This is a genomic window from Yersinia antarctica (assembly GCF_056636475.1).
The window spans coordinates 1,021,738-1,034,286 of the sequence record NZ_JBSJQF010000001.1; the positions used below are offsets into that span (position 1 = coordinate 1,021,738).

A 12,549-nucleotide genomic window follows, 5' to 3' on the forward strand; every position below is an offset into this window, starting at 1 on the left:
CTCACATTCAACATCAGTTAGCGAAAGCGTTCGATAACAGAAACAATCGTTAGTAATCGATAGAAGAACCAAGCCGATATTTTTTAGTATGACTTTAACAAGAATTTTACTATAGATTGTCAGTGCGAGGCGACGGCTCCACCCTCTTTATAAAGGGTGGATCTCATTTTCCGCACTTATCGGTGGTTCTGGCAGGATGATGGTGGGACACTATTATATCCTTCATACTTGAAACTGCCGGAGTGTTAGCTACGTTCACTCACCCGAATCACTGACTTATGTCAGCTCATCGGGATTCGCTTTCTTGCTGCCTACCTGTAACTCCAATTATTTTGGCTATAACTTGATGATGTTATTGTGTTTTTCACTAAATTCTGCCTGTGATGCAACTACATGACTCTGCTTAACGCCTCGGCAATGCACTTAAACTTGTCAAAACGCGCTCTCAATATCTGGTGTTTTTCAGCATTGGGTAGCAGGCGAGTGATAGGCGGCGGGCTGGCAGTGATGGCGTCCTCAAAACCGCGATAATAGCCGCTTCCCACTGCCGCACACAGGGCCGCAGCCCGGCAACCGGATTGCTGAATATCGACAATTTCTAATGGCAAATTACTGGCATCACAAAACATTTGCATCCAGATGGCCGAGTGAGTGGGGCCGCCGCTGAAACGGATGCAGTCGGTGTTATCGCCCAGCGCCAGAATCTGGTCCTGATGCAACAGATGCGAAAAAACAATCCCCTGATAAATCGCGTAAACAATATCCTGGCGAGTATGGTGCCCGCTCAGCCCTAACAGACCGCCGCTAAGATTGGCACTGTAATTGGAGCCGTATAGCCACGGGAAAAACAGCAAATCTTCCGACTTCGCATAACCCAACTCAGCCCATTGATTGAGTGTTTGATAGCTGTCGGGCAAATCTGGTAGGAATTGCTGTACAAACCACGCCAGATTACTGGCGGAGGTTGGGCTGCCTTCGTGAACAAAGTAGGTACCGGGGATGCAATATTTCCCCCACACATAAGGGTAGTCAGATGGCTGTACGCCTTCGAATACCCGGGTAGCTATTGACCAGGTTCCTGCCACAGCACTGAGCTGGTGGCTATCATGCAAGCCGGAGGTTAACGCCGCACCGACTACATCAAACATACCACCGTATACCGCAATACCGGGTCTTAAGCCACAGGCCTGTGCCGCCTGTTGACTGACATAGCCTGCCAGATCCGCAGAGCCAATAATCGGTGCGGTTTTCTCGGCGACTTCCTCAATGGCGAATATCTTCATCAGTTGCGGATCAAAATTGCCGCTGTATTGGTTATAAAGATTACTGCCAGAGATATTAGTCTCTTCAATGGTGAACTCGCCTGTCAGGCGATAGCGGATATAGTCATGTGCCATTAACACATAACCGCTGCGGTGATAGTTTTCCGGTTCGTTCTCTTTAAGCCAACGCAGTAGGGCTGCCGGATGGGATGGCCACAGTTGTTGTAGGCTGAGTGCATAAGCTTGGTTTGCTTTGCCTTCTTTTTGCCAGCGGCTAACCAAAGTTTGCGCGCGGGAATCGGAAGAAACAATGCCATGGCGCACCGGTTGGCCCTGTTTATCTACCAAATACAATCCTTTACCGTGAGCAGAGAAGCTGATGCCGTGAATTTGCTCGGCCGCCACACCAGCCACCGCCTGCGCATTATTGAGGGTCTGGCGGATAACCTGGCAAGTCGCCGCCCATAGTGCTTCCATATTGCGCTCACAAAACCCTACCTGTGGGCTAAGCACCGGCAAAGCCTGCTCTGTAACCGCAATTTCGCACCCTTCGGCGGTATAAATCCCGGCCTTGGTTACCGTGCCGCCAAGGTCAATGCCGAGAAAATAGTGGCTCATTATGGCTCCTTAGCATGCAGCCGGTAAGGTATCGTTACCCCAACCAGCCAGCCGCATTTTGTCTTCAATCCAGTGGCGGGCATGGATGATGTCTAGCAACGGTTCGGCTGATTTCTCGGTCCACATTTCAATCAGAAAGGTGCCGCGATAGTTCAGACGCCGCAGGGTTTTAAACAGACTAACAAAGTCGACACAGCCTTCACCGAAGGGCACATCACGAAACTGACCAGGGCAATCTGTGGTGACGGCAAAAGTATCTTTCAGATGGATAGCCGCAATTCGGTCAATGCCACTTGCCAGTTCAGTATCCACTTCATTGCCCCACGCGGTGAGGTTGCCAATGTCGGGATACACGGTAAACCACGGCGAGCCAATTTTGCGGTCCAACGCCTTCCACTTGCTGATGGAATTCATAAACTGTGTGTCCATGATCTCTACCGCACACATCACTTGTGCCGCCGCTGCCTGCTGTGCTGCCCATGCCATACCTTGTTCAAAACGGCGGATGGTTTCGCTGTCTTGTGGCTCGTAATAAACGTCATAACCCGCCAGTTGAATGGTGCGAATACCCAGATCTTGCGCCAGCCGGATGGCTTGCAACATGATAGTGTGTGCTTGCTCACGGGTGGCAGCATCACGACTGCCAAAGGGATAGCGGCGATGTGCCGACAGGCACAGTGTTGGAATTCTCACCCCGGTTTGCTGGATAGCGCTAATAACTGCCATGCGCTCCTCGCGGCTCCAATTTAACCGGGCCAGCCGCTCGTCGCTTTCATCAACCGACATCTCGACAAAGTCGAAACCGCAGGACTTTGCTACCGCCAGCTTTTCAACCCAACTGGTGCCCACAGGCAGTGCTTTTTCATAGATTCCTAATGGGTGAATTCGCATTATTCTGTTTTCCCTATGGCCATCTTACTGAAATTTTTCAATCGGTTATTTTTCATGGCACGTTTGGCTTTCCATTTCTCTTTGAAGAACTTAAAGGCCAGCGCGAAGATAAGCGTGATCCCCCAAACCGCCAGATTGAAGTGCAGGCTGACACCCAGTAGGCTCAGGCCGGTGGCGATGACCTGCAATACCAGTAGCGCACAAAACACATGGCTAACTTTCCCTACTCCGCCGAACGGATTGGTCCCACCCAGCACGATAGCCAACACGGTCAGTAACAGATAAGAGTCGCCATATCCCATGCGTGCTGAGTTAAAACGCGACATCATAATCAGGCCGGCTAACACACATAACAGGCTGGAGATGGAGTAGATAGCAATCATCACGCGGTCAGTACGGATACCACTGAACCAGGTGGCGTTGATATTGCTGCCGCACATATAGATGGTTTTACCTAGCCGTGTTTTACCTAATATCAGTGCCAACAGCAGTGAGGCGACGACAAAAATAATCATCGGGATAGGGATGCCCATCACCACCTCTGATCCCATGCTGCGCATAATGGGCGGCATACCACTGAGTGCGGCCCCTTTGGTCAGATAAACACCGATCCCGCTAATAATGGTCATGCTGCCCAATGTCACCAGAATCGGGTGCGCGCCGATGCGAGCGATCATCAGCCCGGTTAGCGTGCCGATAATGACGGCAATCAGCGCCGCCCCCAACAGGGCAATCACCAGCCACATCAATTGTGTCGCGGTGCTGGCATCCGCTGGAACATATTGAATAAGCAACCAGGCCATAAACAGGCCGGTGAGGTTAGCTGTGCCGATGATGGACAGATTTAGCCCGCCGCTGAGCATCGGCACAAACATGGCAAAGGTCAGCAGCCCTAACTCCGGCAATTGGAAAGCGATGCTCAAAAAGGTGTTCGTGGTAAAGAAGTGACCGGGCATAGCCAGACTGAAAGCCAGTGTTGCCAGACAGCAAATACTCAGTAAACCGGAGATGGTGCCGTCGATATGGAAAAACGTGTTCTTTTTCATAAAAAGCCCCTGTCAGACAAAGCCAACATCAGTTTCTTTGCGTTTCTTGTAATGGGTGACGCAAATGGCGGCGACGATCACCACGCCAATCACAATGTTGACGAAGTAACTGGAAACGCCGATCAGGTTGAGGCCATTTTTCAGAATACCAATGAGGAAGACGCCCATCAGTGTGCCAACCACCGAGCCGCGCCCACCGGACAAACTGGCACCCCCTAACACGGCTGCGGCCAGAACATCCAACTCGCCGCCCACCAGTGCACTTGGTACCACCTCACTCATTCGGTAGGTCTGCAACATGCCACCGATTGCTGCCGTTGCCCCTAAATAGCCATAGGCGAACAGATAAAGCAGTGACCCGCGAATACCGATACGGCGCGCAGATTCAGGGCTACCGCCGACGGCATATAATTGACGACCAATATGAGTTTTATTCAGTAGCAGCCAGGTGAGTAGGGCAATAGCGAGCATAATGACCAGCGGCAAGCCAATCTGGTAACTCTCGCCATCAACGCTAAAGGGCAGAATGGATCGCTGGGTTATCCACCAGTCCGGCAAGTCATAAATACTGTGGCCGTTGGTTATCCACATCAGGATGCCAAACAGTACCGATTGCATACTGATGGTGATAATGATGGAAACGATATTTAGATAGTAAATCAGTATCGCATTAACGAAACCGAGCAACACGCCGATGGAGATAGCGATAACCAGGCACAATAGCGGGCTGGCAATCACGTCATTGAGTAGCAGTGATGCCACCACGTATTGCACCACCGAGGCCACGGCAGCAAAGGAAATATCGATACCGCCGGTCACCAGTACTACAAAAAGCCCGAGGGCAAAGACGCCGGTGACGGCATAGCTTTCCGTCAGATCCAGCAGGTTTTGAATGGACAGAAACTCACTGCTAAGCAGGGAGAACAGGGCCAGCATAATGACGATAACCCAGGCTAGCCACCCTTCAACGGATTGCGGTTTGAGTCTGCTGATATTAGGCATTGATGGCCTCCGCAAGCTGTTGCTCAGTCATTTGATTCGGGATCAATTCATTGACGATGCGCCCCTGTTTCATATGCAGGATGCGATCACAGTTGTAATAGGCTTCTGGCACTTCGTCGGAGATAAGCAGTACCGAAATACCGACACCTGATAGGCGGTGAATTAGCTTGTAAATACTGTCTTTCGCACCGATATCGACGCCCACGGTAGGGGAGTCAAGAATCAGTACTTTCGGTTTGGTCAGAATCCATTTGGCCAGCACCACTTTTTGCTGATTACCGCCGGATAAGGTTGACAGTGGGTTATCGGGGTTGGTGACTTTAATGTCTAAATCTTTTACCCATTCCTGCACCAGCGCCGCTTTTTTCGTTTCATCAAGTAGGTAGAGCGGGGTGCGAATACGTTGCAATATTGACAGCATCATGTTGTCGGCGACCGATTGCGGTAGCACGGCGCCGAGTGTCAGGCGGTCTTCAGAGACGTAACCAATCCCCAGCTCGATGGCGCGGGTATTATCTTTGATGTGAACCGGTTTGCCATCAATAGCAATCTCGCCGCTATCAGGGTGGGTGATGCCAAATAGACTCAACGCCAGTTCTGTGCGCCCGGACCCGAGCAAGCCACAAAGCCCTAGCACCTCACCGCGATGCAGACTAAAGGAAATATTCTCAAACTGCCCTTTGCGGCTGAGCTTATCTAACTGCAATACCACTTTGCCCAGTTCGGCATTCGGTAATTTCTGCTCATGGGTAATGGTTAAACCGGTCATCAGCTCGGTAATCCGCCCCACGGAAAGAGTGCTTGCCGGCCAGGTTCCCACTTTCTCGCCATCACGAATGACGGTAATTCGGTCCGAAATCTCTTTCACTTCATCCAACCGGTGGCTGACAAACACCACGGTGATGTTCTTGTCGCGCAGGTAATTCACCGTGCGCAGCAACTGATTCACTTCTGTTCGGGTGAGAGACGCAGTTGGCTCATCCATAATCACCAAACGGGCATCAGCAACCAATGCGCGACAAATAGCAACCTGCTGACGTTGAGCAATAGGTAAGTTTTGTACCAGCGCATCGGGGTCGATGGTAAAGGCCAACTCTTGTAAAACCTGGCAAGCTTTCTGTTTGAGTTTGGTTTTGCTAAACCAACCGAAGTAACCTTTCAGGTTGTATTCGAAAGCAATGTTTTCCGCCACCGTCAGGTTAGGGAACAGCGACAAGTCTTGATAGATAACCTGCACCCCCAAATCGCGAGCGCGATCAGGGGTTAAACGCGGGTACGATTTATCGTCGATAATAATTTCACTACCGTCATCAGGGGCATACACACCACTGATGGTTTTTATCAGCGTACTTTTGCCACAGCCATTGGCCCCAGCTAAACAGTGCACTTCACCTTTATTCAACGTCAGAGTGATATTTTTGAGTGCCTGATGTCCGCCAAAGCTTTTTGATAGCTCTTTTAGCGTGATAAGCGGCACTCCTTTATCAGCATCAGAAATATTAGTCATAGTGCTGTTCCCCGGAAAACGGCCTCAATACTGCGGGCCGAAATAAGCACCGAGCAGTGCCCGGCGCTGTTTTTTAGTTTGGATTGTGTTTACAGACCAAGTTTGACCAGACGCTTGGTGTTTTCTACATCCAGTTTTTCCGGGTTATCACTGAGGATGGTATTCCCCTTGGTTTTGATTTCACCCATATCGCCCAGTTTGACGCCGTCTTTAATTGGCTCGCCGTTCATCATGGCGGTGGCTACCTGCACGAATACCTTACCGGCCACCATTGGATTGGAAATATAACCGCCATCAATCGCACCTTTCTCTAACAGCTTGATACCTTGACCCGGAGTAAAGGTACCGAATACGCAGGTGGTGTCGTTTTTCTTACGTTTATCAATCGCGCGGCCAGCGCCAATCGGACCTTGTGAACCGAAGGACATAATACCTTTTAGATCTTTATGTTTAGAGAGCAAGTCATTGGCGGTACGCATGGAGTCATCCACCGACTCAGCAACGCCGAAACGGTCTTCAACCAGGAGCATTTTTGGATAATGTGCTTTTTGATAAGCAATGGCGGCATCGGCCCACTCATTCACCAGTGGCACAGTCAAACTACCGACAAACATGGCATATTTGCCTTCCTCACCCATGCATTGCGCCATATCTTTCATATGGTTAGCGCCCATGCTTTGGGTGTCTAATAGCTCAAAGTCCCAGTCGGCATTGATTTGGCCTGGTGATTCGTGAGTAATGACTTTAATGCCTGCTTCCTGCGCCCGTTTCAGCACTGGCTCCAGCACTTTGGCATCATTTGGCACCACACCAATCACATCGACTTTTTTGGCAATCAAGTCTTCAATAGCACGAACTTGCTCGGCGGGGTCTGCGGTGGTTGGCCCGACTTGCCAGGCATTGACGCCGAGAGCCTGACCTTCTGCTTTAATGCCCTGTTCCATCACATTGAACCAAGGAATACCCCCCACTTTAACCACTACCCCCATAGTGAATGGTTTATTGGCTTTTTGTGGCACTTTACTGTCATCCGCCCAAGTAGCATGGGAAGTAATTAATGTGGTTATTAAACAGGGTAAGATTAACTTTTTCATTATTAAATCCTCTGAAAGAACAATTTTAGAAAGCATCAAGACGTCCTGCTTTGTATATATAAAGAGAGAAAACAAAGCAGCTTGGCTTATTCTTATTGTGTGACTGTTTCACTGGTGTTGACGCTATTATTCCGATGAATAATTTTGTTATTTATCTGATTCAATAATATTTAATTTTGGATTGTCACTGCGATAGTTTTGCGAACTTAATCTATTAGTAATAAGAATATCGACTTCATCTAACATGCATATTTTACAAAATGCATACTGGTCAAATTTACTAGAGTCGGCCAATAATATTTTTTGGCCCGAGACTTGTAACATAACTTGTTTTAACTTGGCGTTAATGTCGTTGCCATCACGCACCCCACTTTCCTGATTAATACCCTGGCAAGAGAAGAAAAAAGTATTGATCTGGAAATTGCGGATAGCATTCTCCGCCACCGGACCATGGAAGTCATCATGGCGGGCAGAATACTCACCGCCAATACCAATGATGCGCACTTTGTCACGGCAGGCCAGTGCCTGGATAATCTTCACTGAGTTGGTGACGACGGTAATCTCAATGTCTGGGATTTGGCGTGCCAGAAACCAGCAAGAGCTACTGTTATCCAGTAAAATACAGTCGCCCGGATGGATAAATTGTAATGCTGCTTTAGCAATTTTCATTTTAGTATCAGGGTGTTCCTCCGTACGTTTACGGAAGGATTCGGCCCGATCAATAGCATTAAGGCTGTAGTGGGTCTCTTTAATATCAATGACGGAGAGATCAGGGCCATCCAGTGCCACCGCGCCACCAAAGCTACGGATCAGTTTTTGCTTTTTTTCCAGCACCGTCAGGTCACGGCGAATAGTTTCTTGCGAAACCTGGCATAATACCGATAACTCAGTTACCAGCGCCGAGCCTTGCTGCTGCACATGGCTACAGATGATTTTATAGCGTTCGGCTTGTAACATATTTACCTCAAAAATTGTCTTAGCGCTTAATGCTAAAAAGCACCCGTAGCACTCATGCTGCTATACCTGAAGTTGTTGGTATTGCAGGTAGCACGTCTGCGGCTTCAAATACGATGATGATATATTGGTATTTATCTGCTGTTTATACAGTGACTGAATTCAAGTATTGCTTTAAGGGGTGTTTTCCTCTGAGATTGTGTGGTGAGAATCACATATATTAATATGTTATTCATTTAATTATCATAAATAATGTGATTCATGCCTCATGTTAAGGGCTTCTTTGCCTTACGAATGGTCAATACTGGTAATGAAAGCACACATTCGGGCATGACAATAATGCCCGTTTGTGACCGAATTCAACCGATTCTTTTTGTTTGATGATTAACTCGCCTTTCATCCTCTTTAATTTAGCGATAAATAGAGTTAGGTTAGTTTGCAGCTAGATATTATTTTTGGGGATAGATAAAGCCTGGGCTGAAGAATAGATTTTGAATGACGGATTTAAGTTGGTTATTTTTAATTAACAGTTTTCTTATTTATTAAGCTCATTACCAATGATGGCTATTTATAGCGAGTTGCTTGTTTAATCACGGCCATTAAATAATCTAACGACATCATGTGCGTTATTGGTGATTGTTAATTGCCGTACTGAATATTATTTCATGAGGTAGCATCATGTTAGAACAGTTAAAACAACAGGTTTTTGACGCTAATTTAGCATTACCAAAATATAAACTCGTGACTTTTACCTGGGGTAATGTCAGCGGTATTGATCGTGAGCTCGGGTTGGTGGTAATTAAGCCCTCTGGTGTTGAATACGAGGCCATGAGTGTGAATGACATGGTGGTGGTGGATTTGGCAAGCGGTAAGGTGGTGGAGGGAAATAAAAAACCGTCTTCCGATACCGATACCCATCTGGTGCTATACCGGGCCTTTCCCGAAATAGGTGGTATTGTCCACACCCATTCTCGCCATGCCACCATTTGGGCGCAGGCGGGTAAGTCGCTCTCAGCATTAGGCACCACTCATGCTGATTATTTCTATGGCCCCATCCCATGCACCCGCCTTATGACTGATGCCGAAATTGCTGGCGACTATGAGTATGAAACCGGCAATGTCATTGTCGAAACCTTTGCCCATCAGGCGTTAAGTGCGGGGGAAATACCGGCGGTTTTGGTCAATGGTCATGGCCCGTTTGCCTGGGGTAGCAATGCGGCCAGTGCGGTGCATAACGCGGTAGTGCTGGAAGAAATTGCTTATATGAACCTGTTTACTCATCAACTTCGGCCTGCGGTGGCTAATATGCAGCAAACATTGTTGGATAAACACTATCTGCGCAAGCATGGCGCAAAAGCCTATTACGGTCAGTAAGGTGAATGGCAGCTTAGTGGCGTAGAGCAAGTCTGCGCCATCAGTTACTCTGCATCGACATTGGAGATGACCTGTTCTACATCATCCAGCGTCCCGATTTTTACCTCTCCCGTTCGGCACATTTTACTTTTGTCGATCAGTAAGATGGATTGCGTGGCCCGTTTTAACAGCATGGTCTTGAATTCGGCATTAAACGGGTTTGAATCCCATAAGGTGCCGTCGGCATCAATGCCTTCGCACGAGAAAATAAACAGATCAATTTCGATGGTTTTTAGCAGTGAAAAGAGTGCGGGGTTAACGTAGCAGGCATATTTACGCTGTAAGCGACCACCGGCACTGATCAACTCAATATTTTGGTGTTTCACCAATTCCTGGCAAATCCGTACACTATTGGTAAACACCGTTATATCGATATCGGGCAGCTTTTTGGCTAAATACCAGCAGGTGGAACTGGCATCCAATGCGATCACCATTCCACTGTCAATCAGTGACAGGGCATGGTCAGCAATGCTGGCTTTGCTGGATAGGTGACTTTTTAGCCGGGTGGTAAAAGGATCGCCGCTGTCTTTGGTGGCACGCTTAATGCTTTTGGCGCGCCCGTGCTGGCGGATGATCAGCCCTTGCGCCTGTAACTCGTTCAAGTCACGGCGAATGGTCTCTTGGCTGACCTCAAGTAACTGAGCCAGATCTGCGGTTGTCAGCGTTTCATGCTGTTTGATATGTTGCAGGATTTTCTGGTGACGAGATGCTTTCATGATCCTCTCCGTCAGCAAAGCCATGTATACATTGATTGATATTAATATATTGGTTAATACCAACACATCGGTTAATACCAACAAAGAGTACATGGCTAAAGGGATGAGGTTACGTGATCACGGGTTTAAAAAACAGGCGTCACCCCCTTCTTTAATAGAATATTACCGTATTTGGCGGTCTCTCCGGTGATGACGATGGCATAGGCTTGCTGAGCGCGCTGATAAAACGCAAAACGATCAATACGTTCCACTGGCAACGCTTCCTGGCTACCAAACAGGGCATGTAAATAGCGTTTTTCAACCGCGGCATCAAGGGTGTCGCCTGCCACCGCGGCCATCATTACCAATGGTGGTGCGTAGCTGTCCAGTTCAAATAACGGAATAGTGGCCGCTAGCAATGCGCTAACAGATAAACCATCGGCATGAATCACCAACGGGCCACCGTTTTTTCCAATCGCGTGCGCTGGGAAATGGGCATCCGAAAAGATTATTTCATCACCGTGCCCCATCTCTGCCAGCGTTTTTAGCAGTTGTGGTGACAGTAATGGCGAAATGGTTTTAAGCATGAATGGCTCCTTCAGTAATGGGATATGGGCTGTCGCTCAGTGCCTGATAAAGCGGTTGTTGCTCGCCTGGCTGATAGTATTGATAGCGGTAATTGACCTGCTCCCGCGCTTGTTCAGCACTGCGGTAATAGCCAGTGCCACTCCAGACAAACAACGCCGCCCCCAGAACCGTGGTTTCAGCTTCATCAATTACTTTGATGGGCAGATTGAGCACATCGGCTTTGATCTGGTTCCACAAGGTATTACGGCTACCACCACCAACCAGCAGCAGTTCGCGGGTACGGAATTCACCAATCTCTTCGAGTAATGACAGATTGCTTTTTAACTGCCAGGTAAGGCTTTCCAACGCAGAACGGTAAAAATGCCCGCGCCGCGCCGCCAGCGAGACCCCTTGCCAGCCGCCCGATTGATGATGCTGAGCACTGCCCAGTAGGTTGCAATTCATACGTATGCCGTTTGCCCCGGGTACGATAGCCTCAGCTTCACTAATCATTTGCTGGTAGACCTCGGCACTGGCTTCGTTATGCCAATACAACTGCCGCACCCATTCCAGTACCCCTGAAGCTAGCCATTGCAAACCTGGGTTAAACAACCTTGGGCAGCTATCAAGTTCACAAGTGGAACCGGCAAATTGTGGCAATAGTGTCGTATTCACTTTTGGGGTCCGAACCATCAGGATTTCCCAGGTACCGGATGACAGTACCGGTTGATCCAAATCAGCACCCGAACCAAATAGTGCAAACTGAGTATCGTGACCGGCTGATATCACCGGCAAACCCGCGGGTAACCCTAACTCAGCGGCGATATCTGGCAGTAGCTGACCAATGATTTCACCGGCGGCCACCATCGGTGGGAATAAATCAGCGTGAATACCGATCTTTTGTAAAATCGTGCTGCTGAATTGCTCACGTTTGACATCCAACAGTTGGCTGGTGCCAGCCATGGTGCGGTCGGTGGTAAATTCCCCGGTAAGGCGATGGTTGATTAAAGATGAAATAAACAGCCAGGCATGGGCTTGTTCAACTAAATCGGGTCGATTTTCCTGTAACCAAATCAACTTGTATAAGGTGTTAAAACTGAACTGACCGATACCGGATATTTGTTGTAACTTTTCTGCAGACATATAGCGGGAGATACTCTCCATCACCGCCACGGTACGTGGGCATTTCCAACTGATAATGGGGTACAGCATTTTGCCGTTGGCATCCACCAATGCACCGTCTACGCCGAAGGTAGTAACAGTCATGCCATGGATCTTATCCTGATGAATCTGTGGCAGTAATTGGCGGCAACACTGAGCGAAACTGTGCAAGATGCCATCGAGCGGCCACAACTGCCATTGCGGATTAGCCGGATCGGGTTGGCTGTGGTTCGGCATCACAGCTTTCGCCACCACCACACCTTGAGGATCGACTGCGATCGCCCGGATATTAGTTGCGCCGCAATCTAAAACAATGACCACATCGCGCTTCATAAATGC

The 12,549-nt window shown here is 48.6% G+C and carries 11 protein-coding genes; 1 reads left to right on the top strand and 10 read right to left on the bottom strand.

Annotated elements, in window-relative coordinates; genetic code table 11:
* Positions 1-389 precede the first annotated feature (389 nt).
* The 7 genes from ACWJJO_RS04525 to ACWJJO_RS04555 all read right to left on the bottom strand — a co-directional run bounded on the left by ACWJJO_RS04525 (position 390) and on the right by ACWJJO_RS04555 (position 8,377).
* A complete protein-coding gene (locus tag ACWJJO_RS04525) occupies positions 390-1,880 on the bottom strand; it encodes an FGGY-family carbohydrate kinase (protein ID WP_372568721.1) in 1,491 nt (496 codons plus the stop codon).
* A gap of 9 nt (positions 1,881-1,889) precedes the next feature.
* Entirely contained in the window at positions 1,890-2,771 is an 882-nt protein-coding gene (locus ACWJJO_RS04530; protein WP_083160305.1) for an L-ribulose-5-phosphate 3-epimerase, read from the bottom strand.
* Positions 2,771-3,817, bottom strand: a complete 1,047-nt coding sequence (locus ACWJJO_RS04535) for an ABC transporter permease (protein ID WP_481090682.1) — start codon at positions 3,815-3,817, stop codon at positions 2,771-2,773. The genes ACWJJO_RS04530 and ACWJJO_RS04535 overlap by 1 nt, the downstream gene beginning before the upstream one ends.
* A 12-nt stretch (positions 3,818-3,829) precedes the next feature.
* On the bottom strand, positions 3,830-4,819 hold the full coding sequence (locus ACWJJO_RS04540) for an ABC transporter permease (protein ID WP_481090683.1): 990 nt from the start codon (positions 4,817-4,819) through the stop codon (positions 3,830-3,832).
* Positions 4,812-6,326 carry a sugar ABC transporter ATP-binding protein gene (locus ACWJJO_RS04545; protein WP_420073705.1) on the bottom strand — a complete coding sequence of 505 codons (1,515 nt, stop codon included), beginning with the start codon at positions 6,324-6,326 and terminating at the stop codon, positions 4,812-4,814. Before ACWJJO_RS04545 ends, ACWJJO_RS04540 begins: the two co-directional genes overlap by 8 nt.
* 89 nt (positions 6,327-6,415) lie before the next feature.
* Positions 6,416-7,420 (bottom strand): substrate-binding domain-containing protein, encoded by a 1,005-nt coding sequence (locus ACWJJO_RS04550; RefSeq protein WP_442848101.1) that lies wholly within the window; start codon positions 7,418-7,420, stop codon positions 6,416-6,418.
* Positions 7,421-7,567: 147 nt separating this feature from the next.
* A complete protein-coding gene (locus ACWJJO_RS04555; RefSeq protein ID WP_005181936.1) occupies positions 7,568-8,377 on the bottom strand; it encodes a DeoR/GlpR family DNA-binding transcription regulator in 810 nt (269 codons plus the stop codon).
* Positions 8,378-9,052: 675 nt separating this feature from the next.
* Between ACWJJO_RS04555 and ACWJJO_RS04560 the strand changes: the two genes are divergently transcribed.
* Positions 9,053-9,748, top strand: a complete 696-nt coding sequence (locus ACWJJO_RS04560; RefSeq protein WP_083160295.1) for an L-ribulose-5-phosphate 4-epimerase — start codon at positions 9,053-9,055, stop codon at positions 9,746-9,748.
* 44 nt (positions 9,749-9,792) lie between these two features.
* Here the strand turns inward: ACWJJO_RS04560 and fucR are convergent, their stop codons facing one another.
* The 3 genes from fucR to fucK all read right to left on the bottom strand — a co-directional run bounded on the left by fucR (position 9,793) and on the right by fucK (position 12,543).
* The gene (fucR, locus tag ACWJJO_RS04565; protein ID WP_372558101.1) at positions 9,793-10,527 is read right to left on the bottom strand and encodes an L-fucose operon activator; all 735 of its coding nucleotides are present in this window, start codon (positions 10,525-10,527) and stop codon (positions 9,793-9,795) included.
* 101 nt (positions 10,528-10,628) lie between these two features.
* On the bottom strand, positions 10,629-11,069 hold the full coding sequence (gene fucU / locus ACWJJO_RS04570; RefSeq protein WP_083160291.1) for an L-fucose mutarotase: 441 nt from the start codon (positions 11,067-11,069) through the stop codon (positions 10,629-10,631).
* Complete coding sequence (fucK, locus tag ACWJJO_RS04575) at positions 11,062-12,543, bottom strand: L-fuculokinase (protein ID WP_083160289.1); 1,482 nt, start codon at positions 12,541-12,543, stop codon at positions 11,062-11,064. Before fucK ends, fucU begins: the two co-directional genes overlap by 8 nt.
* Positions 12,544-12,549 lie beyond the last annotated feature (6 nt).

Bases quoted from the DNA above. Each gene is read 5' to 3' on its own strand.
- ACWJJO_RS04525 (WP_372568721.1), bottom strand. From the start codon at position 1,880: ATGAGCCACTATTTTCTCGGCATTGACCTTGGCGGCACGGTAACCAAG.
- ACWJJO_RS04530 (WP_083160305.1), bottom strand. From the start codon at position 2,771: ATGCGAATTCACCCATTAGGAATCTATGAAAAAGCACTGCCTGTGGGC.
- ACWJJO_RS04535 (WP_481090682.1), bottom strand. From the start codon at position 3,817: ATGAAAAAGAACACGTTTTTCCATATCGACGGCACCATCTCCGGTTTA.
- ACWJJO_RS04540 (WP_481090683.1), bottom strand. From the start codon at position 4,819: ATGCCTAATATCAGCAGACTCAAACCGCAATCCGTTGAAGGGTGGCTA.
- ACWJJO_RS04545 (WP_420073705.1), bottom strand. From the start codon at position 6,326: ATGACTAATATTTCTGATGCTGATAAAGGAGTGCCGCTTATCACGCTA.
- ACWJJO_RS04550 (WP_442848101.1), bottom strand. From the start codon at position 7,420: ATGAAAAAGTTAATCTTACCCTGTTTAATAACCACATTAATTACTTCC.
- ACWJJO_RS04555 (WP_005181936.1), bottom strand. From the start codon at position 8,377: ATGTTACAAGCCGAACGCTATAAAATCATCTGTAGCCATGTGCAGCAG.
- ACWJJO_RS04560 (WP_083160295.1), top strand. From the start codon at position 9,053: ATGTTAGAACAGTTAAAACAACAGGTTTTTGACGCTAATTTAGCATTA.
- fucR (WP_372558101.1), bottom strand. From the start codon at position 10,527: ATGGCTTTGCTGACGGAGAGGATCATGAAAGCATCTCGTCACCAGAAA.
- fucU (WP_083160291.1), bottom strand. From the start codon at position 11,069: ATGCTTAAAACCATTTCGCCATTACTGTCACCACAACTGCTAAAAACG.
- fucK (WP_083160289.1), bottom strand. From the start codon at position 12,543: ATGAAGCGCGATGTGGTCATTGTTTTAGATTGCGGCGCAACTAATATC.